Origin of the sequence: Bacillus sp. FSL K6-0073 (assembly GCF_038006085.1) — a bacterium.
Taxonomy (GTDB): Bacteria; Bacillota; Bacilli; order Bacillales; family Bacillaceae_G; genus Bacillus_A; species Bacillus_A cereus.
The window spans coordinates 851,153-873,370 of record NZ_JBBOUN010000001.1; the positions used below are offsets into that span (position 1 = coordinate 851,153).

The window sequence follows — 22,218 nt, forward strand, 5'->3', positions numbered from 1 at the left end:
AGTTTTAGTATGTACACAATTAGTGAGGTAGCAAAATTATTAGGCGTGAGCACACATACACTACGTTATTATGAAAAGGAAAATATATTAATTGCAAATCGTGATACAAATGGAAATCGACTTTACGAAGAGTCACATATAAAGTGGTTGCAGTTTGTAATGAAATTAAAACAAACGCAAATGCCAATAGCGAAAATAAGAGAATACGCTAGATTATATACAGAAGGGGCGCATACAACAGAAGCTCGTTTACAGCTCCTAGAAGATCATAGGAAATCTATTCAGATTCAAAGAGAAAACTTAGAGGTTACAGAGAAGATGCTTGAGAATAAAATTATTGCATACAAGGCCTCTTTGGAAAATAAATAGAAAACAAAATCCGCTCCTTAGTTATAGGATAAACATGGATTTGATCTCATAGTGTGTTGGCAAATAAAAAAGAGCAGCTAGCAAAAGCTAACTGCTCCATTCAAGGGATCTCTCCAAGGGGGAGTGGAGAAAATATTATGTTACTAGCAGTATTGACAGATTATTAGGAAATATACAAATCGGATGAAAGAAATTTTAAATAAACTTTCGGCATTGACAATTTTTAAAATGTTCATGTACAATACATATGAATGACATTCAGTCATTTTTTATGTGGCAGGATGCATTTAGCTTAGAAATGGAACAAATACAATGGTAAATGAGGATGATAGTTGTTTTTATATAATATTGATGAAAGAGTATATTTTTTTAAAACAAAAAATGACTGATAGTCAGTCATAAGAGGTGAGAGGTATGAAAAATAGAGCTTGGTTATATGTCATATTAACATGTATCTTTGAAATTTTTTGGGTGTTTGGTTTTAATACGGCTAATACTTGGTGGCATTGGATTATTATTTTAGGAGTTATCGCTGTTGATTTTCACTTCCTTTCTAAAGCGTGTGAACATCTTGCAACAGGAACTGTATATGCTATTTTCGCTGGAGCTGGTACGGTAGGTACTTTCTTAATGGATGTATTTCTTTTCGGTGGAAGTTTCAGCGCAGGCAAACTATTCTTCATTCTTATGGTAGTAGCCGGCGTTATCGGTTTAAAGTTAGCTGACAATAAAGAAGAAACTGTGGAAGGAGTTGCTTAAAAATGGGTTGGTTTTTCGTATTTTGTGCTGCAATTAGTGAAATAGTCGGTGTGATAGGACTTAAAATGTATAGTAAAGATAAGACATTAGCCAATGGTGCGATTTATATAGGTGGGTTTGCTACATCCTTCGCATTTTTGTATACTTCCTTCTTATTTTTACAAGTAAGTGTCGCGTATGCGGTTTGGATTGGTATCGGAACAGCAGGTGCAGTTTTGTTAAACATGTTCTTGTTTGGTGAGTCGAAAAGTAAAGCGCGTATCATTAGTGTGTTTCTTATTGTATGTGGAGTGACAGGATTAAAGGCACTTTCTTAAAGATATATTGTATTTTTATCTCCTAATTGTTTATTAGGAGATTTTATTATAAAAAAATGATTTCCTCTTAGAGTTCACTATCATTGACAGTACAATCGATTATCTTATAAAATGAGTGACAGTCATTCAATATGCGTGTGAAAGGGTTTAGATGATGAATAAAAAAGAGAAAATTGTCTATGCAGCTATTGAAGTGTTTCAGGAAAAGGGCGTCGAAAAAACGAAGATTTCTGATATCGTGAAATTAGCTGGCATTGCGCAAGGAACTTTCTATTTATATTTTCCTTCTAAGTTATCTGTTATGCCTGCAATAGCAGAAGTGATGGTTGAAAAGATGATACTTGCAGTGAAAGAAAAAGTGCAAAACGATGCGCCTTTCTCAAGTAAAGTGACGCAAGTAATAGATGCGGTGTTTCACTTTATAGCTGAATATCGTGAAATACAAGCTTTAATGTATGCTGGTCTTGCATCTACAGAACATATAAAAGAATGGGAAGCTGTGTATGAGCCTCTTTATATGTGGCTAAGTGAATTTTTAAATGAGGCAAAAGAAGCCGGTGAAATTCGTGATTCGGTTCACGCAGAGCGAACAGCGAAGTTATTTATCGCTCTAGTTGAATCAGCAGCGGAACAAGTGTATTTATATGATCATAAAGATGATGAGCAAGTGGATTTGCAAAAGGCAGAAGTACTAGATTTTTTAACACATGCACTACATATAAAGAAATAGTGAGATGAACCTGTCTGAAAAGGTAGGTTCATTTTTGAGGAAAACTGAATGATAGTCATTCATCTGATATTTATGTATGTGTGGAAGGATAGAGTGAAATTCTAATGAGTGGAGGCATCTTCACTCATTACTAGCCCACAAATAGCAGGATAAAGAAAAAGCTTCTTGGGCATTATTTTTGGGGAGGAGCTTACGGGAAGAGGTGTTAAAAGTGAAGAAACCGATAAAAGAACAAAAGATGGTATTGGTCATTCTTTTGAGTAATATATTTATCGCTTTTTTAGGGATTGGATTAATCATTCCGGTTATGCCGTCCTTTATGAATGACATGCATTTAACAGGGAAGACGATGGGATATCTCGTTGCAGTGTTTGCAATGGCTCAGCTCATTACTTCACCTATTACAGGCCGATGGGTTGACCTTTACGGTAGGAAGAAAATGATCATCATTGGATTATTTATTTTTGGTGTTTCAGAACTTCTTTTTGGATTAGGAAAAGATGTATGGATGCTTTATGTAGCAAGGGTGTTAGGCGGAATTAGTGCTGCTTTTATTATGCCTGGTGTTACGGCATATGTTGCGGATATTACATCTATTCAGGAACGTCCAAAGGCGATGGGATACTTATCTGCGGCTATTAGTACTGGATTCATTATAGGTCCTGGAATCGGCGGATTTATTGCAGAATACGGTATACGTGTGCCGTTTTTCGTTGCAGCAGCAATTGCCTTTATAGCATGTGTGATTTCAATCTTTATTTTAAAAGAACCGTTAACAAAAGAAGAGCTTGCAGAGATTTCTTCTAATACGAAAGAATCAAGTTTTATTGGGGATTTAAAGAAATCATTACATCCAATGTATGCAATTGCATTTATTATCGTATTTGTACTCGCATTTGGATTATCAGCGTATGAAACGGTGTTTAGCTTATTCTCTGATCATAAATTTGGTTTCTCGCCGAAAGATATTGCAGCAATTATTACAATTAGTTCAATCTTTGGGGTAGTTGTACAAGTATTTATGTTTGGCAAATTGGTAGACATGTTCGGTGAGAAAGTATTAATCCAAATATGTTTAATTGTAGGTGCAGTATTAGCATTCGTCTCAACTGTAGTCTTTAATTATTGGATTGTACTTCTCGTTACTTGCTTCATTTTCTTAGCATTTGATTTACTTCGTCCAGCTTTAACGACGTTTTTATCAAAAGCAGCTGGAAAAGAGCAGGGATTCGTTGCTGGTATGAACTCGACTTATACGAGTTTAGGAAATATCGCAGGGCCAGCGATGGGCGGAATATTATTTGATATGAATATTCATTATCCATATGCATTTTCAGGAGTTGTTTTAATAGTTGGTCTCGGCATTACATTTATGTGGAGAGAGAAACAGTTGGCTGAGAGTTTTGCGAAGTAATAAAACCCCTTACGACGGTAAGGGGTTTTTGTTTTATCCTGTAAAATCCCAATTAAAGTTTCATTTTATAGACTTAATCCAAACCGTTTTAATTCAATAAAAATCCCCTCTAATTGCTTTCCTTTATCCGTTAATGTGTACTCTACACGAGGCGGAACTTCTGGATATACTTTTCTCGTTATAATGCCTTGAGACTCTAATTCTTTTAGTCGAAGCGATAATGTTTTTGGACTAATACCATCCATTGATTTTTGTAAATCACTAAAGCGTAATGTTCCTTCGATAAGAAGATCACGAATGATTAAAAACGTCCATTTTGTACTAATTACATCAAGCGTTTTAGCGATGGGACAAGGTATGCCAGGTAAACCTTTCGTTAATTCAACTGGATCTATATTGCTCATGGAACTAGCCTCCATAAAATTTTTTTAGATGAATTTGCTTTATAGTATCACAAAACTATACTTTTGGTAACTATATGAAAAAAATATCACTACTTCCATAAAGGAAGTTAGTGCATATACAATAGCAATACGAAACAAAAAGGATTTATATAAGGAGGTGGTAATTTCCATGGGGTTAAAAAAGTTACTTGGATTTCTTAGTTTGTTTGTTATTTGTATTGTGCTTGTAGCATGTGGTGTGGAACAAAAAACTGAAGTTCAGTTATTAAAAGAAATGCCAAAGCCAAAAGCAATGACAATTGATCCCTCACTAAGTAAAAAAGAAGCGACAGAAATGGTTCATGCGGCGCAGCGTTTTTATGCATTTTGGGATACAGGTAAGGAGGAACTTATTCCGCAGACTGTTACTAAAGATTTCTTCGATAATACATTGCCGAAAGGGCGACCACAAGGCATTGAAGGATTAAAGTTTGCAGCGCAAAATTTTCGTAAAGTTGTGCCTGATATACATTGCGAGATTGAAGACTTATTAGTTGTTGGTGATAAAGTAACGGCCCGTCTTTCTTTTACAGGAACGCATAATGGTAAGAAAATTAATTTTTTTGCAATTGATATTTTACATGTGAAAGACGGAAAGATAACAGACGATTGGCATTTAGAAGATAATCTTACACTACAGCAGCAACTCGGTTTAATAGCTGAAGAGTAGATCATATAGGGGAGAGAAAAACGATGAAAAATATATTTATTATAAATGGACATGAAAAATACGGTACAAAGGAAGGACGATTAAATAAAACGTTAGTAGATTATATGGTTACTGTATTAGGCGAGAATCATCATGTGAAAACAACAACGATTCAAGATGGTTACAATATTAAAGAAGAACAAGATAAGTTTTTATGGGCTGATGTTGTGATTTATCAAACACCAATTTACTGGTTTAGTGTTCCAGGCTTATTTAAAACGTATATGGATGAAGTATATGAATACGGTTTGTTCTTTAAAGGTGCAGATGAATATGGAACAGGTGGTTTATTAAAAGAGAAAGAGTATATGTTCTCTACAACTTGGAATGCACCTGAAAAAGCATTTGGAGATAAGACAAAGTTCTTTGAAGGAGAAAGTTTAGAATCAGCGCTTAGTCATTTACATCGCGTGCAGAAGTTTCTCGGTATGAGTCCGTTAAAGAGTTTTGCTTGTTATGATGTGGTGAAGAATCCGAATATAGAGAAGTATTTATTGAACTTGAAAGATCACTTAGATGGAGTAATTAAATAATAGTATGTGAAGAAGGTACTACTAAGGATGTAGTACCTTCTCCTTTTATAATGAATCACATTTTAAGACATGGATGGCTGTATCCATAACTTCGCAAAATTTGCCCAACCAAATGAATCAATTGTTACGTTTTTTAAAGAAGAAGGGTATGTTTTTCTTTTTAGAACGTGATAGTTAAATAAAATGATGTGTTCTGCTTGTAAAAACTCTTCAATCTCATACATGAGTTCATAACGCTTTTCTTTATTTTCTTCTAGTAAAAATGTATCTAGTAAACAGTTAATTTGTTTTTCGTAGTGCGGGTCCATGAACCGATTTACGAAGCAACTTTTATTTTTAAATACATTTAAGAATGCAATTTCATGATTGGCAGCAAATACTTCTCCCATGAAAATAATATCAGCATGTTTATCAATAGAGCGATTCATATAATCTGAAACGGGAAATGGGTGAAGCTCTACTTGTATACCTAAACTTTCACATCGTTCTTTTAAGAAATATGCATCATTTGCACTATCTTTAAATGCGAAGAAGTAAATATGTATCGTTTCTCCATTATATGTACTCTTTTTCAAATACTCTTTTGCCTTTTCTAAAGAGTAGGATCTTCTTGTTGCAAGGCGGCTTCTATCAGGGAAAAAGCTTGATGCAGCAATTGTTCGTCTCCCCTCTATGTTACGAAGTATCATTTCAACATCATATAGTTCTCTCCAAGCTTTTCGAAAGTAAATGTCGTGATGAGGACCAGGTTTTGTAAAGTTGAAGCTAGCATAAATACAACCTATTTCTTCTATTTGTATATCATGCCTTTCATTTTCCTCTTCGTTTGGTAGTTCATAATCAGCATCTATTTGCACATGGTCAGGAATACCCCAAAATTCAATACGGTCTAATAACGCGCGCTCTTTAAAATAATGGGTGAACGCTTCGAGTACGATATTATCTTCAGAGTAATGAGCAAGTTTGAAAGGTCCAGTACCTATATAATGATGATTTTGAATACTCGTATCACGCGGTAAAATTGCGAGCTGCATTGAACTTACATAGTGTAAGAAAAATAAATTTGGTTTCGCTAAATGGAATCGAATTTGCAGTGGTGATGGTGTTTCAATTTGAACAATTTCTTCTGTTAACCATTCGAAAGGGGATTGAACTTGCTTTAGTCTTTCAAATGAAAACTGTACATCTTTAGAAGTTAAAACTGTTTCGTTATGAAAATATACATCCTTTCGTAAATAAAAGGTCCACGTAAGTCCATCTTCACTTAATTCCCACGTATGCGCAATGTGAGGCTCCATTTTTTCAGTAACATCGTTATAGACGACTAACGTATCAAAAATTTGACTCGTAAGATGACTCTCTGTAGTTACAGCCACAAAAGCCGGATCTAATGGGAATATCTTTCTCGATATAGGAATCTTTAATACGTCGTACATATCATTTGAAGGTTCGTATCCAAAATGATGATGTAGTTTATTTTCTATCTTTTTTTGAAGTGCAAGGGGTAGGGGTTCTTTTAAAAGAAGAAAGATATCTTTTAATTTTTCTTGTGCTAACAGTTCATCTGTATAGGACTCAATCGCTTCTACGAAATTATGTATAAATAGAATTTCCGTTTTATTTCCGCGGCCTCGCCCTGGAGTCCAGCTAATTAATTGCTCCTCGCTCATTTTCTTTAATAAAATCTTTACGTTTTTCGTACTGCAATATAAAACATCCGCTAATTCTTGTAAGCTATTTCGCATATGTTGTTGATCTTGTGCATGTAGTCTTAGTCTAATGTAATAGTCCATAATTTTCATATATACACTTCCTTCTATCATAAAAGGGGAAATTCTTTAGAATATTCTAACCTTTTTCTTCCTTTTTTTCAAAGTAAAATAAGTAAGCATAAGGAGGGGAAACAATGGGATTTTGGAGTATGCATCGAAATATAAAAATTAGAATTATAACATCGTTTTTAACACGTACTGTGTCTACGATGATTTTTCCATTTATGGCGATTTATTTTTCCATAAAGTTAGGTAGTGCGATTGCTGGTGCATTACTACTTATTAATGTCATAGCTTCATTAGTAATTGGTTTATACGGTGGATATGTTGGAGACCGGCTTGGGCGTAAAAAGGTTATGATTATCGGTCAAAGTATACAAGTCATTTCCATTGCTTGTATGGGAGTTGCGAATTCGGATTACGTTGACTCACCGTGGTTAACATTTGTGTTTATGTTAGTGAATAGTTTAGGATCGGGACTTATGAATCCTGCGACAGAAGCGATGTTAATTGATGTGAGTACACCTGAAAATCGAAAAGTGATGTACAGCATTAATTACTGGGCTATTAATTTATCGATTGCGATTGGAGCGATATTTGGAGGATTACTATTTGAAAACTATAGACTACAATTGTTTATCGTATTAACGCTTGTTGCCATTATGACTTTATATGTGATGGCTGTGTATATGGAAGAAGTGTATGTAGCACGAAAAACGATGGAGAAGAAAAATGTATTAAAAGATATGGCAGATAGTTATAAAGTCGTGATGAAAGATAAAGCATTTTTAATTTTTTGTGCAGCGAGTATATGTACATTATCGTTAGAGTTTCAAATTAATAATTATTTAGGGGTACGTTTGCAGAAGGAATTTGAAATGGTGCACTTTTTATTCGGGAATGGTTTTACGTTTGATTTAACAGGTATTCGCATGCTGAGCTGGATTTCTGCAGAGAATACAATTTTAGTTGTGTTATGTTCAGCACTTCTTATTAAAATGCTGAAAAGCTTCAACGATTTGAAAATCTTATATGTAGGCTTATTTATTTACACGATTGGATTTACAATACTCGGAACGAGCAATAGCTTATGGATTTTATTAATTGCAGGGCTTTTCCAAACAGTAGGCGAGATGATGTATGTGCCAGTGCGTCAATCTATTATGGCAGATATGGTGCCAAATGAGGCAAGAGGTTCTTATATGGCGATTAACGGAATGGTCTTTCAAGTGGCAAAAATGAACGGGGCATTAGGTGTTATGCTAGGTTCATTTATTGCATCTTGGGGTATGAGTGCTCTGTACTTTATCGTTGGTATGAGCAGTATTTTATTATTTATGAAGGCGATAGGGAAAGAGCAGTATGAGGATGAGAGAAATGTTTCTCAAATTGGATGAAACTATATAAAAGCGAACCAGTTATACTGGGACTCGCTTTTTATATAATTTTTAGAACGGATCAACTTCAGCTAAATTTGGAGTAGTACTAGGCTGTAGTAAAAGATTTTTTAATGTGCCTACTTCAGAAAGCGCTACTAATATGTAGCCACTAATCAGTACAATAAGCCCAATGATGCGTAACGTTTGTAAGCTCACTTCATTATTATTCGTTTCCGTTGGATTTGGGGGCGTTGAAGGTGGATTGTTATTCATAAATAAGGCTCCCATCTTTTTTTATTTATATATGTGTAAAATCATTATTTAACTTATGGATAGGAATCGTATAGTCATTTTCACTATATGAGAAATGCCTATGAAAAGTGATTAGAAATTTGGGGGCAAGAAAAGAGGGGGTCTCAAAAGATTATTGAAAATGAGATTCTTTTTGTTTTTTATACAAATCAAAAGGTTAACCAAAGTAGCTAAACAGCTATTTTGGCTAACCTATAATAACTATCCCAATATACGCAACGATTCTTCAATAAACGCTGGGATGTCCTCTGGCTGTCTACTTGTTACTAGCTGATTTTGACATACGACAACCTCTTTGTCATGAAAGTTCCCGCCGGCATTTTTTAAATCGACTTCAATAGATTTATATCCAGTTACATCGCGTCCTTCAAGTGTTTGTGCAGTGATGAGTAGCTGAGGTCCGTGACAAATAGCGAAAACAGGTTTTTCCGCATCCATAAATGCTTTACTAAAGCGAACAAAACGTTCATCGGCACGAAGTATATCTGGAGAAAATCCACCCGGTATGAAGAGGGCATCAAAGTTCTCTGGAGAAACATCATCAATACTTTTATCAATCACGACTTCACTTTTTCCTTGCTTACCGTGTACCGTTTTCCCTTTTACCATTTCAATAGTTGTGAATTCATATCCCTTTTGTTTAAAAGCTTCTACTGGCTCTGTGTATTCTGTATCCTCGAAATAATCCGTTATTAAAATAGCAATTTTTTTACTCATTCTAATCCGCTCCTTATATTATATTATATTATATTATCGGCTCCAGAATCTTCCTTGGGCAATGCCTTCTATAAATGATTCAATTGAAGTATTTGTTAAGTTGTAAACTCCTGCTCCATCCAGTTTAATCTTACTATGGTCCAAAGCATGAGGATTACTAAGGACATGAGCTATCGGTTTAAAATGTTTAAAAGTAGTTTCTGCAAATTCTAAAACAGGGGGTTGAATGACAGACTCACTACTAAACACTAATACTGCATCAAAAAGGGAGGAGTCTGTTGTTGTATAAGTATCAGTTACTTTAATGGAATCATTGAACTGATAAATTTTATTATCTATGATGCTATAGTTAATTCGGTGTTGTACAAAAGCTTGAATCCATTCGGACAGAAGTGAGACGCTTGGGTCACCATTTAATAGAATTGCAACATTTTTGGAATCAGATTTAAAAATAGTATTGGACATACTTAGTGCAGGTGATTTTGCATCTGAATTTACTTCGTGATTTTCCTTAGGTAAAGGAGCTCCAATAATGTTAGCGACTTCTTGTGCTAATTGACGATCGACGTGGTTTAGAAGAGCAATTACATTTGCCTTCACCATGTCTGATTTACACTTCCCAACTTCAAAGCAAAAAGCTTCTTTTATGTGCTGCTTTTCAATAGGGCTCATACTATTGTAGAAAAGTTTAGCCTGAGAATAGAAGTTAAGAAAGCTTTTACTGTGACCTCTAATTTTATGCCCATCAATCTTTTCTTGATAATGTTCATATCCTCCTTGTTCGGCTTGGACGGTTGCAGGTTGATTGTTATTTAATCCATTAGGATGATAGCTTGTTTGACCGCGATGAATCTGCATTTGATGCATACCATCACGTTGATTATTATGAAAAGGACATACGGGCTGATTAATAGGGATTTGATGGAAATTAGGGCCCCCTAAACGAGATAATTGTGTATCTGTATAGGAGAATAATCTTCCTTGCAGAAGAGGGTCATTTGAAAAATCAATACCTGGTACGACATGACCAGGGTGAAAAGCTACCTGCTCTGTTTCAGCAAAGAAGTTATCAACATTTTTGTTCAGTGTCATTTTACCAACTAATTTTACGGGAACTTCTTCTTCTGGCCATAATTTCGTTGGATCTAAAATATCAAAATCAAATTTATGTTCATCTTCTTCTGGAATTAACTGTAATCCAAGCTCCCATTCAGGATAATCCCCTTTTTCAATTGCTTCGTATAAATCTTGACGATGAAAATCAGGATTTTTCCCAGCAATCTTTTGAGCTTCATCCCATACTAATGAATGAACTCCGAGGGTAGGTTTCCAGTGAAACTTTACGAAATGGGCTTTTCCTTCTGCGTTAATGAGTCGAAATGTGTGAACTCCAAAACCTTCCATCATTCGTAAACTACGCGGAATAGCTCGGTCGCTCATTTGCCACATGACCATATGAGTGGACTCAGGATTATGCGTAACAAAGTCCCAAAAGGTATCATGAGCGCTAGCTCCTTGAGGAATATCATTATGTGGTTCTGGTTTAACTGCATGGACAAAATCAGGAAATTTAATAGCATCTTGGATAAAGAATACTGGCATATTATTACCCACTAAATCATAGTTTCCTTCATCTGTATAAAATTTTGTGGCGAATCCGCGTACATCTCTTACTGTGTCGTTGGATCCTTTAGAACCTTGAACGGTTGAGAACCGTACAAATACAGGTGTTTTCTTTGAAGGATTAGTAAGAAAATCTGCTTTCGTATATGCTTCTAACGATTCATAAAGATGAAAATAACCATGAGCGCCAACCCCGCGTGCATGAACAATCCTTTCGGGAATTCGTTCGTGATCAAAATGGGTCATTTTCTCGCGAAAGTGGAAATCCTCCATTAAGGTTGGGCCTCTTAAGCCCATCTTTAAAGAAAATTCATCTTCAGCTATTTTTACCCCTTGATTTGTTGTTAAAGCATGTTTGCATTGATTGTCAGTAACGTGATGCTTCAATTGTTCCGTTTTTTTATTCACAATATAGGCCCCTCCTTTACTCTGTTAATTAATAGATACCCTTTTTATTAGGTCGTAAACATGTATTATCGTTTTTGTATGTAAAAATCATAAAATATCGGTTGTTTCAGTGATTCTTGTTTGAGGAAGCAAAATAAAAACGCCAAGGATAATTTATTTTCTCCTTGGCGTTTAAGATATTTCTTTTCGTTAAAACGAAGAAACGCGTTGCTTCGTTTTTGGTACAATAATAAATTTGATCCAGAGTAACCCGACAATCATAATGATAAGGCTATGTAAAAATTGACCTGTAGCAATGAGTATAACACTCGAAAATACAATGAGTTGAATACTTAGCAATATAAAGATTAAGCTAAGAAATTGCTTCATTCTTTCTGTAGTACCAATCGGATATAATGTTGCAATAATATTTCCCGAAAAATATTTCCACAGTGAACGGAGCTGCATAGAAATCATATATAGAATGATGTAAGCGATAGCGCCTTTTACGTATATATTTGGTATGAAATATAAGGCGAAAGTACCGATCAATCCTAAGCGAATATATATACCGAAATAATCATTTCCACGTAAAAATGCGAGTGTATGTAAATAGAAGAAAGTTGCTTGTTTTTTATGTAATAAAGGTTCAATCCAATTTGTAAGCCATTTTCTTTTATTTACTTGTTTATTCAGTTGCGGAACATCGGTAAAAATGCTAGCAAATTGATAAAAACGAACGTTCATTTTTTCTTCTTGCTCGATTATGTAATCCCACGGTATTCGTTTTGTAGGCTGTTTTTTCGTGTATAGAAGTAGGAAAGCAAGTAGTAAGAGTAGTCCGCCCAATATGAGAACATTTGCGGAATAAAACAGCATGTAAATGATTAGGGCGTTACAAGTAATACGGATGATCAGCCATATATTTTTTTCATGACTATCGCGCCACATCCAATGTATGTACATGTTCCAAGCTTTCGTAACCATTAAAACGATAAAGATTGTACATAAGAAAGGAACCGTTAATTGTAATGATTGCATAGCAAGTGGTACGAGAATAAGGAACGTAAATAATAATGGGAAAAGCTGAATGATGTAATTATATAGAAGAGATTTTTTGAAATAAGAAGTTAATTTCTCTTCTAGTGCTAGTAAATAGACAGCGTCAGGTTTCTGAATAAATGTACGGATAGGGCATCTCGTTATAATGAACGTAAGTACAATCGTTATAATTATTAAAGATATTCCTTTAGAAGGAGATGCTTTTAGAAACTGAGCATAATAATATGCACCAACGCATGAAATAAAGATAAAGCTATATAGTAAACCGTTAATCATACGTGCAAAGTATGTAATGATATTTTGAATATGTTGTTGGAAGCGACTGCTCCATAGCGATTCGATTGACATGTTTTTCACCTCTTTGTTCTATTATATATGTTTTGCAAAAGAAAAAACGAGCAAATTGCGTTATGCAACTTGCCCGTTTTTCTTTTCGTTATTTTTTTTCTGATCACGATTCATTAATGGATAGAAAGCAAATCCAATTACAAATAAACCAATTCCGAGAAGGAACGTTTTTATATCGGATGCGCCGGTTTTAATAACCCATAGTGCGTAGCAAAGTGCGATAACTGCGACTATGCCATCTGTAATTCTTGCCCGCATTTCATTTTTATATGTTTCACCAGTTGCGACTAGTTTTAACTGGAAGATTGGTGAAACGAGATATGGAATGAGGTAGGCCAGTGTCGATACGGTAATAACGAATGTATAAGCTTCCGCAATGGTTCCTGATAATGTTGAGAATAGGAACACTTGAGACATAATGTTTGTTAATCGTAATGAGTAAATTGGACTTCCTTTTTTATTTGTTTTCGTGAAGAAGGAAGGGAAGAAACCTTCTTTTGCTGCTTGATAAGGTACTTCTGAGCTTAATAAAATCCAGCCTAAGATAGAACCGAACAGGGAAGTAAGAGCAAGTAATGCCATCAGTTTCCCGCCGCCATGACCCATTGCAGCATTTAGTGCATCTGCTAATGGACGTTCAGAAGCTTGTAATTTATCAACGTGAAGTACACCCATTGTTAAAATTGTGATTCCTAAGTAAATTGCAACTGTAATAAGTAATCCCGCAACTGTTGCACGTTTTACCGTTTTTGGAGAAACAGCACGGTTTGATAAAAGAACGGCTGACTCAATTCCGATAAACGCCCAAAGCGTTGTAAGAGCAGCTAAATTTACTTGTGAAAGAAGACCGTGTGATGCACCTGATTTATCAATCATCGGTGTGTACCATTGTCCAAACTTAGAAGCTTCGAATGCAAATAACGTAACGACGATGAATAAAAGGAATCCAGTTACTTTCGTTGTTGTTGCTAAGAAGTTTAGTTTTCCAGCTCCGCTTACACCGTTCGTTAATATAATATGAGTTCCCCAAAGTAAGATGGAACAAATCGTAAATGTAATTAGTTTTCCGACTTCTACGTTAAACGAGCCGATTGAAAATAGTAGTCGCGTATCTTTCATAATTGGGAAGAAGAGTGATAAATATCCCGCAAATGATGTAATGATGGCAACGTTACTTGCCCAGTTTGCAACCCAATATCCCCATACCATACTGAATCCAGCCATTTTTTTCTTTTTTGGTGTTGAGAATAAAGCATATGCATGACTTTGTGGTCCTGTCGTTAAATCAGGACGACGAATTGCTAAATTACCGAAAACAAGAGCTAGCATTAAAACACCAAACCCTGTAGTTAACCAAGCTAAAGTGACACCGAGTGGGCTTGCTGTTTGTGCCAACGTACTTGGCACCATGAAAATACCAGCGCCAACCATGTTACCGACAACGAAAGCTGTTAGTACCCAAAAGCCCCATTTTTTTTGTTGCATAGAAAATACCTCCAAAGTTAGTATAACCAAGTCAAGCGAGGAGATATGTATGTCTTCCTAAGTCAGGAAGAGAAGTCCCAAACAAAACAAAAAAAGCACGTAATTTGCCGCTACATGCTTTCTATCTTATAAGAAACCCACGACATACCTCTCGATAGCTCTCCACAAACGAAACGTTTGTGACAGTTCTGCACTTATTAAATGCAGACCCAGCAAGCGTGCATGGTGGACACGACTTACTTCGGCAAACATTCCTTTCTCATTCCTTCATCAATGCCACTACATCTCCTGAAATGATACTCTTAATGATTGCAACCTCTACCTCACCGAGATACGAATGAGGATTTAAATATTAAATTAACGTCTTTAAGAGTAACAAATGAATTTTTATACGTCAATGGATATAGTAATAATCAGATTATAGAGAAGAGTTTGTGATTAAAAGTGAGTTAGGAGAAGATGTAACGATTATTAGTTCTGCAGAAGAAACAGCGATAGAGTTAAGTACCATTTTACAGCACAAAGGAATTTTGTCTGACAATCTGAATCCGAAGCATCGCTTTTTTACAACGGGATCTGTTTTATCATTTGAACATATCGCTGAGCGATGGCTAGGGTATCAAATTTCTGTAGAATGTGTACATTTGCCTATGAAAAATGCGTGTATACATAATTAAGATTTAGTAAATTACTTTTTTTAATAAATGAGGTTCGTTTCATAAGAAGGAAAGAATAAGCTTTTAATTGAAGTGTTTAAGGGCAGTTCAATTAAAGGGGAGATTGGATTATGGAATTATTAAGATCTCAATTATTTGCTTTAGAGTATATTTCAAAATATGCAGAGAACGAAAAACGTGGGGCTAAAGCAACGATTAATCATATACTTAAAATGTCTAATATTACAGATGAAATATTTGAAGAAGCTGTCGCTAATTTAAAATCTCATGCAAGGATTGCTTTACACTTTCATCCAGACAGACTAGATTCGAATATGAAAAGTGTTGCTGAAGCACTGTTTGAGCAAGGAGTATATAAAAGTCAGTTTGAAACATTGCTATCTAATGGAAGCGTATCTGCTTATCCTGGTGGTGAACGTGACCTTTGGGAAAAGAGAATATTTGGAGGGGCATATCAATTAGAAGGCGTAACGAATGATCAACGGCCAAAATACGGAGCGCTAAATTTAATGTTACATCCAGATGGGCCGGCTCCGCGTTTTGGTTCATGTTATTTTCTCTTATCTCCAAAAGTTTCTTCGCGCTCTACATATACATATTTAGATTCGCATCAAGATCCGAAAGAAAAGGGGACTTATGAGGAGTTTGATATGATTTTAGCTGCTCTTTTGGAAGAGACATTCGTAAGAGATTTTGCAATTGGTGAAGGGAATTTGACGCCAACAATATTAATTAATCATTTACTAGCTAACCTGAAAAGGCCGTTTATAGATTTAGTAAGCAAAGAGCCAGCCCGTAATCTTAATCATTATATTGAAGCGCAGATTCATGGAGAGATTTCTCTTAAAGAAGACGTGGAGGCGCTTGTTGCAGATCCTTCATTTAAGGGTACGGATGTAGGGAAAGTTTTAGAAGAAATTTGCCTGAAGTATGCGATTGATTTGTATTGGCACATCGGTTTTGTACTTATGGTAGACGAAGTTCCGATGGATTTTAGAGGTTCAAAAATGCCATCTTTAGCAAGACGCATTGCACGGAATCATTGTATCGATGCAAATATAATTGGCTCTGCTGTAGTAGATTTGAAACGCAATCCATTATCTTGGAGTGATCGTGGAACTTATGAAGAAGTGCTTCAGGAATTAAAATTATTATGGCATGTTTTAGTTCGATTTGGAAAACCAAATCGGAAGTAGAACGAAATACTCCGTTTTTTGGAAGTATTTATATAGAAAAGAAGGTGATCTATAAATAGATCACCTTCTTTTTATAAGATTAAACTAAGTTTAATACAGTTACTTTTTCACGTGTCATAGACTCAAGGCTCTTACGAATACCTTGTGCGCCCATACCTGAACCTTTTACACCGATGAATGGGAAGTGATCAGGGCCGCGCTCTGTGCGTCCGTTAATTTGTACAGAACCAGTTTCGATTTTGTTAGCAATTGCAAATGCTTTGTTAATGTCTTTAGTGAAGACACTTGCTTGCAGACCGAACTCTGATTTGTTAGCAATTTCAATTGCTTGTTCATCTGAAGAAACACGAATGATTGGAAGGATTGGGCCGAATGGCTCTTCCCAAGCAACTTTCATCTCTTCTGTTACGTGATCGATTAATGTTGGGTAAATTAAGTTACGCTCACGTTTGTTACCGATAACGATTGTAGCACCTTTTTCTACAGCGTCGTCAACTAAACCTTGAACGAAGTCAGCAGACTTGTCGTCAATTAATGGAACGATTGTGCTATCTTGTTCTGGAGATCCAACTGATAGTTCAGCTACTTGCGCTTTTAATAAGCTAACAAGCTCGTCCGCTACGTTTTCGTGTACAAGTACACGTTTAATAGCTGTACAACGTTGACCAGAGTAAGAGAATGCACCGCTTACGATATGGTTTGCAGCATCTTGTAAATCAGCATCTTCACGAACGATACCAGGGTCTTTACCACCAAGTTCTAATACAAGTGGAATCATTGAAGCTTTTTTCGCTAAATGTTTACCTGTGTTTGTACCACCTGTGAACGATACCATATTGATGCCTTCGTGTTCTACTAAGTAGTCACCAATTACAGAACCGCGTCCTGTCGCTACGTTTACAAGTCCTTTTGGAAGGCCAGCTTTATGAAGTGCTTCAACCATTTTAATACCACTAATTGCACCTTGAGTTGCTGGTTTGAAAATAACAGCGTTACCCATAATTAATGCTGGTGCAAGTTTTGCAGCAGATAAGTTTACTGGGTAGTTAAATGGTGCGATTGCTAATACAACACCAAGTGGTGCGCGTTGGATAATCGCAAGTTTCGATTTTGTACCGCCCGGGAAGCTATCGCCCATCATGCTTTCTCCGTGCATATGTAAAGCTTCTTCGATCGTGTAACGAATGAAGTCAGCTGTACGAACAACTTCTTTCTTCGCATCTTTATATCCTTTACCGACTTCTTTCATAATGATATCGGCAATTTCATCCTGCATATTTACGAGCTCATCAGCCCATTTATATAAGTATTTTGCGCGATCTTGTAGGGAAGCTTCAGCCCATGATTTTTGAGCTTCTTTTGCAGATGCAATTGCTTCATCTACTTCTCCGCGAGTAATTGCTTGTACTTGTCCAATTACTTCGTGTAAGTATGGAGATGGAATTTCGATTGTTTCTCCTGAAGAGCTTTCTCTCCATTCTCCGTTTAAATAAAATTTGTACGTATTGCTAGTTGTCATGATTAGTCCTCCTAAAATAGCAACTTGTAAGAGTGAGTATAAGGTGATTGTAGGGGGTTTGATAACATTTTTCAAATGAAATGTTTGTGAAAACGATTTCTTATTCCTTTTTTATTTTGTATGCCCTTTCTTGCAGAACATTCTCTTATTTCAAAATGATGCATCATATATTTTTATTCCATGTGTAAAAAAACAATTGACAGAATACTCAATAAAGTTGTAAGATTATAAATGGAAAATAAATGAAGGGGGTGTGCGTAATGATTGTAATCGTAAATGTAATGGGCTTAGCTCTGTTAAATGGCAGAAAACATTCATATCATTACGCAACCCGTGCGGATATATAGGGCATCTTTGTCTTATAAAAAGCGTACGTTGCGTATATCGTAACGTACGCTTTTTATGCATTTTTGTGCATATCGTCAAGCGGCGGTATGCTTTTTTTTGTTTATTTTCCATGCTACTATATAAAACTTTGGAAGGTGGAAAAATGTGATGAGATTGTATGGGTTACGAAATGTAAATGTGATGGGTCTGGATAGTGGATAAAGAAATGAGAGGTAAACGAGAACGAGAAGGGAGAGGTTACATTGTTATCAGTATTACTAAAGTTAAAATGGTTTTTTAAAGAGCATTGGAAGAGATATAGTATCGCCATTGGAGCTCTTTTAATTGTGAATATAGTTGAAGTTATTCCCCCGAAAGTGTTAGGGGTTACGATTGATAATATAAAAACAGGAACGTTATCAAACGAAGCTATTATACAGTCTATTCTTATTTTAATTGGGGTTACCATAGTTGGATATGGTCTCACTTTCGTATGGCAACATCAATTGTTTGGTGGTGCATTCGTACTGGAGAAGACGATGCGCTCTAAATTTATGGGCCATTTACTTAAGATGACGCCGACTTTTTATCAAAAAAATCGTACTGGTGATTTAATGGCGAGAGCGACAAATGACTTAAAAGCAATCGCTATGACAGCTGGTTTCGGTATATTAACGCTCGTTGATTCGAGTTTATATATGCTTACGATTGTCTTTATGATGGGATTTACAATTAGTTGGGAGCTTACATTTGCGGCACTTATACCGCTTCCAATTATGGCGTATGCGATGAATATATATGGAAAGAAATTGCATGAAAGATTTACAGTTGCGCAAGATGCGTTCGGTGATATGAACGATAAAGTATTAGAATCGATTGCTGGCGTGCGTGTTATTCGTGCGTATGTACAAGAGAATGCAGATCAGGAAAGATTTCATCAATTAGGAGATGACGTCTACGAAAAGAATATGAAAGTAGCTAGAATTGATGCACTATTCCAGCCAACTGTGAAAATGCTTGTCGGTCTTAGTTATTTAATTGGTTTAGTGTACGGTGCATATCTTGTATTTCAATCAAAGGTGACACTTGGTGAACTCGTTTCATTTAACGTGTATTTAGGGATGATGATTTGGCCGATGTTTGCAATTGGTGAATTAATTAATGTTATGCAAAGAGGAAATGCTTCGCTTGACCGTGTGAATGAAACGTTAGCGTATGAACCAGATGTAAAGGATCCGAAACATCCAAAGCTTGTGCAAGAGCCGGATTATATTCAGTTTGATGACGTTACCTTTTCATATCCTTCATCAACTGAAACAAATTTAAAAAAGGTTTCGTTTACCTTAAAACAAGGGGAGACGCTTGGGGTTGTCGGAAAAACAGGAAGCGGGAAAACGACGCTTGTACGTCAGCTTCTTCGTCAATATCCACTTGGAGATGGAGATATTGCAGTTTCTGATGTGACATTAGATAAAATGACGAATGAAAATGTACTCGGCTGGATTGGTTATGTACCGCAGGAGCATATTTTATTCTCAAAAACAGCGCGAGAAAATATTTTATTCGGAAATAGGGAAGCGACTGAAGAAGAACTAGAGAAAGCAATTGAAATTGCTGCGTTTAAAAAGGATTTAGAGTTTTTGCCAGAAGGGTTAGAAACGCTCGTTGGAGAGAAAGGTGTTTCTTTATCAGGAGGGCAAAAACAAAGGATCTCGATTGCACGAGCTGTTATTCAAAATCCAGAAATTTTAATTTTGGATGATTCTTTATCAGCTGTAGATGCTCGTACGGAAGCAGCGATCATTGAAAATATAAGAACGGAAAGAAGCGGAAAGACGACGATTATTACGACGCATCGTTTATCAGCAGTGCAACATGCGGATTGGATTCTCGTTATGGATGAAGGCGCAGTTATAGAAGAAGGTACGCATGCTCAGCTTATCCAAAAGGGAGGCTGGTATGCTGAACAGTTTGAAAGACAACAAGGTGAAAGTGAAAGTGCGGATAGTGGGGTGAAAATATGAGCGTTTCAAAACGATTGTTTCAATACGCGATGAAAGTGAAAGGGACGATTTTTGCTGCGATGTTAATGTTATTTATTTTCGTCATCGCAGAGCTTGCTGGTCCTTTCGTCGCGAAAACGATGATTGACGATCATATCGTCGGGATAGAGAAACCTTGGTATGAAACAGAACAGAGTGAAGATGCTGTTTCGTATAATGGCACCTTTTATAAGCGAAGTGATCGCTTCCAGGAAGGTGAGAAAAAAGGAAAAGAAGTACGCGTGATGCAAGTCGGTTTTCAATATTATTTTGTACCGAATAAAGTAAATGTAGAAGGATCACGTACTGTAAAAGGGGATATGATTACCGTTCAAAATGGTAAGGCGGTGCAAGTTTATAAAGCGAAAGCATTAACAAAGGAAGAAGTATTTGCATTTTATAAGCCAGAAATAAACCGTCTATTATTACTTGGTGGTGGCTATTTCGCTTTATTAGTAGTCGTATCATTATTTGCATACGGAAAGCAGTTCTTCTTGCAAAAGGCAGCGAACAAAATTATTCAAATTATGAGGGAAGATGTTTTTTCTCATATTCAAACGTTGCCAATTCGTTACTTTGATCATTTACCGGCGGGGAAAATTGTTTCGCGTGTGACGAATGATACAGAGGCCATTCGTGATTTATATGTAACGGTGCTGGCAACATTCGTTTCTAGTATCATCTATATTATTGGGATATTCGCTGCGTTATTTTTATTAGATGTGAAGCTCGCTTCATTATGTTTATTAATTATCCCAATTTTAATTGTTTGGGCGATTCTTTATAGAAAATACGCGTCTGTATACAATCATAAAATGCGCTCTCGTTTATCTGATATTAACGGAACAGTGAATGAATCCATTCAAGGGATGCCAATTATTCAAGCGTTCCGTCAAGAGCGTGAAACGAAAAAAGAATTTGAAGAATTAAATGGCGATTATTTTAAGTATCAAAATAAAATTTTAAATTTAAATGCAGCAACTTCGCATAACTTAGTAGCCGTATTAAGAAATATCGCTTTCACAGGAGTAATTTGGTATTTCGGCGGTGCGTCATTAAGTGCTACAGGTATTATTTCACTTGGGGTACTGTATGCATTCGTCGATTATTTAACACGATTATTCTCGCCAATTACGAATATGGTGAACCAGCTTGCAAACTTAGAGCAAGCGCGCGTTGCATCAGAACGTGTCTTTGAATTGTTAGAGGAAAAAGGGGAAGCGGTAGAAGAAGAACGTATGCCTCGTTTAAAAGGAAATGTAAAATTTGATAATGTATCATTTTCTTATAATGGAAAAGATGAAGTGTTAAAAAATATTTCTTTTGAAGCGAAACAAGGCGAGACAGTGGCACTTGTCGGTCATACTGGATCAGGAAAAAGTTCTATCATGAATGTACTCTTTCAATTTTATGAGTTTGAAAAAGGAAAGCTTACGATTGATGGTCACGATGTAAAAGAGATGCCGAAACAAGCAACCCGTGAACATATGGGAATCGTACTGCAAGACCCGTTTCTTTTTAGCGGGACAGTCGCTTCCAATGTAAGCTTAGAAAATGAAAAAATTTCAAAAGAGCGCATTGTAAAGGCGTTACGTGATGTTGGTGCTGAAAGATTTGCGAACAATATAAATGAAGAAATTACAGAAAAGGGAAGTACGCTTTCCACTGGAGAACGTCAGCTTATTTCGTTTGCTAGGGCGCTCGCTTTTGATCCGGCTATTTTAATTTTAGATGAAGCAACGTCTAGTATTGATACAGAAACAGAGGCGATGATTCAACAAGCACTAGAAGTTGTAAAAAAAGGAAGAACGACATTTATTATCGCTCACCGCCTTTCAACGATTAAAAGCGCAGATCAAATTATTGTGCTCGATAGAGGAACCATTTTAGAAAAAGGCTCTCATGATGAACTCATGAAAAAGCGCGGGCGTTATTACGATATGTATAAAACGCAAATGGAAGGCAATCAGAGTGCTTAATATGCATGGAGGAGAACTTGTGATTTTCACAAGTTCTTTTTTATTGATGAACATGTCGACTCTTTAGCGAATTACGACAGTTAAATAAGAAGTATTGTTTTACCTTTTTCTCCATAAAT

The 22,218-nt window shown here is 36.1% G+C and carries 19 protein-coding genes, 1 pseudogene and 1 riboswitch; of the genes and pseudogenes, 12 read left to right on the forward strand and 8 right to left on the reverse strand.

The genetic code is table 11. From position 1 onward, the window contains the following. The first annotated feature begins 9 nt into the window (after positions 1–9). The 5 genes from MHB52_RS04420 to MHB52_RS04440 all read left to right on the forward strand — a co-directional run bounded on the left by MHB52_RS04420 (position 10) and on the right by MHB52_RS04440 (position 3,589). The gene (locus MHB52_RS04420; RefSeq protein ID WP_000288064.1) at positions 10–369 is read left to right on the forward strand and encodes a MerR family transcriptional regulator; all 360 of its coding nucleotides are present in this window, start codon (positions 10–12) and stop codon (positions 367–369) included. Between the two features lie 414 nt (positions 370–783). After that, the gene (locus MHB52_RS04425) at positions 784–1,128 is read left to right on the forward strand and encodes a DMT family transporter (RefSeq protein ID WP_000796019.1); all 345 of its coding nucleotides are present in this window, start codon (positions 784–786) and stop codon (positions 1,126–1,128) included. A gap of 2 nt (positions 1,129–1,130) precedes the next feature. Next, the gene (locus MHB52_RS04430) at positions 1,131–1,445 is read left to right on the forward strand and encodes a DMT family transporter (protein ID WP_000539671.1); all 315 of its coding nucleotides are present in this window, start codon (positions 1,131–1,133) and stop codon (positions 1,443–1,445) included. Positions 1,446–1,596: 151 nt separating this feature from the next. Continuing rightward, on the forward strand, positions 1,597–2,175 hold the full coding sequence (locus MHB52_RS04435) for a TetR family transcriptional regulator (protein ID WP_001999151.1): 579 nt from the start codon (positions 1,597–1,599) through the stop codon (positions 2,173–2,175). 211 nt (positions 2,176–2,386) lie between these two features. Continuing rightward, positions 2,387–3,589, forward strand: a complete 1,203-nt coding sequence (locus MHB52_RS04440; RefSeq protein WP_000742953.1) for an MFS transporter — start codon at positions 2,387–2,389, stop codon at positions 3,587–3,589. 65 nt (positions 3,590–3,654) lie between these two features. On the opposite strand, the gene MHB52_RS04445 is transcribed toward MHB52_RS04440, so the two are convergent. Beyond that, positions 3,655–3,993 (reverse strand): winged helix-turn-helix transcriptional regulator, encoded by a 339-nt coding sequence (locus tag MHB52_RS04445; protein WP_000065115.1) that lies wholly within the window; start codon positions 3,991–3,993, stop codon positions 3,655–3,657. Positions 3,994–4,162: 169 nt separating this feature from the next. Between MHB52_RS04445 and MHB52_RS04450 the strand changes: the two genes are divergently transcribed. Then, positions 4,163–4,702, forward strand: a complete 540-nt coding sequence (locus MHB52_RS04450; protein ID WP_000523324.1) for an ester cyclase — start codon at positions 4,163–4,165, stop codon at positions 4,700–4,702. A 23-nt stretch (positions 4,703–4,725) separates the two neighbouring features. Beyond that, positions 4,726–5,274, forward strand: a complete 549-nt coding sequence (locus MHB52_RS04455) for an NAD(P)H-dependent oxidoreductase (RefSeq protein WP_000789182.1) — start codon at positions 4,726–4,728, stop codon at positions 5,272–5,274. Between the two features lie 62 nt (positions 5,275–5,336). Here the strand turns inward: MHB52_RS04455 and MHB52_RS04460 are convergent, their stop codons facing one another. Then, a complete protein-coding gene (locus tag MHB52_RS04460) occupies positions 5,337–7,097 on the reverse strand; it encodes an SgrR family transcriptional regulator (protein ID WP_000569523.1) in 1,761 nt (586 codons plus the stop codon). 83 nt (positions 7,098–7,180) lie between these two features. On the opposite strand from MHB52_RS04460, the gene MHB52_RS04465 reads away from it, so the two are divergent. Next, positions 7,181–8,443, forward strand: coding sequence for an MDR family MFS transporter (locus MHB52_RS04465; protein ID WP_061664779.1), 1,263 nt, complete (start codon positions 7,181–7,183; stop codon positions 8,441–8,443). Positions 8,444–8,494: 51 nt separating this feature from the next. Here MHB52_RS04465 and MHB52_RS04470 read toward each other — a convergent pair whose 3' ends face one another. From MHB52_RS04470 to MHB52_RS04490, 5 genes are all read right to left on the reverse strand, one after another. Continuing rightward, positions 8,495–8,698, reverse strand: a complete 204-nt coding sequence (locus MHB52_RS04470; protein ID WP_001063862.1) for a hypothetical protein — start codon at positions 8,696–8,698, stop codon at positions 8,495–8,497. A gap of 240 nt (positions 8,699–8,938) precedes the next feature. Beyond that, entirely contained in the window at positions 8,939–9,454 is a 516-nt protein-coding gene (locus tag MHB52_RS04475; protein WP_061664778.1) for a type 1 glutamine amidotransferase domain-containing protein, read from the reverse strand. 33 nt (positions 9,455–9,487) lie between these two features. After that, positions 9,488–11,485 carry a catalase gene (locus MHB52_RS04480; RefSeq protein ID WP_061664777.1) on the reverse strand — a complete coding sequence of 666 codons (1,998 nt, stop codon included), beginning with the start codon at positions 11,483–11,485 and terminating at the stop codon, positions 9,488–9,490. 189 nt (positions 11,486–11,674) lie between these two features. Next, a complete protein-coding gene (locus MHB52_RS04485; protein ID WP_061664776.1) occupies positions 11,675–12,874 on the reverse strand; it encodes an ABC transporter permease in 1,200 nt (399 codons plus the stop codon). 60 nt (positions 12,875–12,934) lie between these two features. Then, a complete protein-coding gene (locus tag MHB52_RS04490; protein WP_001186301.1) occupies positions 12,935–14,359 on the reverse strand; it encodes an amino acid permease in 1,425 nt (474 codons plus the stop codon). Between the two features lie 147 nt (positions 14,360–14,506). Then, positions 14,507–14,688: riboswitch (Lysine riboswitch) on the reverse strand. A gap of 99 nt (positions 14,689–14,787) precedes the next feature. On the opposite strand from MHB52_RS04490, the pseudogene MHB52_RS04495 reads away from it, so the two are divergent. Further along, a pseudogene (locus MHB52_RS04495) lies at positions 14,788–15,036 on the forward strand (glutamate racemase); the annotation flags it as partial. Positions 15,037–15,146: 110 nt separating this feature from the next. Beyond that, a complete protein-coding gene (locus MHB52_RS04500; protein ID WP_016117244.1) occupies positions 15,147–16,232 on the forward strand; it encodes a DUF3626 domain-containing protein in 1,086 nt (361 codons plus the stop codon). 79 nt (positions 16,233–16,311) lie between these two features. Here MHB52_RS04500 and gapN read toward each other — a convergent pair whose 3' ends face one another. After that, complete coding sequence (gene gapN, locus MHB52_RS04505; RefSeq protein WP_000213634.1) at positions 16,312–17,751, reverse strand: NADP-dependent glyceraldehyde-3-phosphate dehydrogenase; 1,440 nt, start codon at positions 17,749–17,751, stop codon at positions 16,312–16,314. Between the two features lie 590 nt (positions 17,752–18,341). Here gapN and MHB52_RS04510 point away from each other — a divergent pair. Together MHB52_RS04510 and MHB52_RS04515 are read left to right on the forward strand one after the other, a co-directional pair. Then, complete coding sequence (locus MHB52_RS04510; RefSeq protein ID WP_061664775.1) at positions 18,342–20,102, forward strand: ABC transporter ATP-binding protein; 1,761 nt, start codon at positions 18,342–18,344, stop codon at positions 20,100–20,102. After that, positions 20,099–22,099: an ABC transporter ATP-binding protein gene (locus MHB52_RS04515; protein ID WP_061664774.1), complete on the forward strand. Its 2,001-nt coding sequence runs from the start codon at positions 20,099–20,101 to the stop codon at positions 22,097–22,099. Before MHB52_RS04510 ends, MHB52_RS04515 begins: the two co-directional genes overlap by 4 nt. The last annotated feature ends 119 nt before the right edge of the window (positions 22,100–22,218 follow it).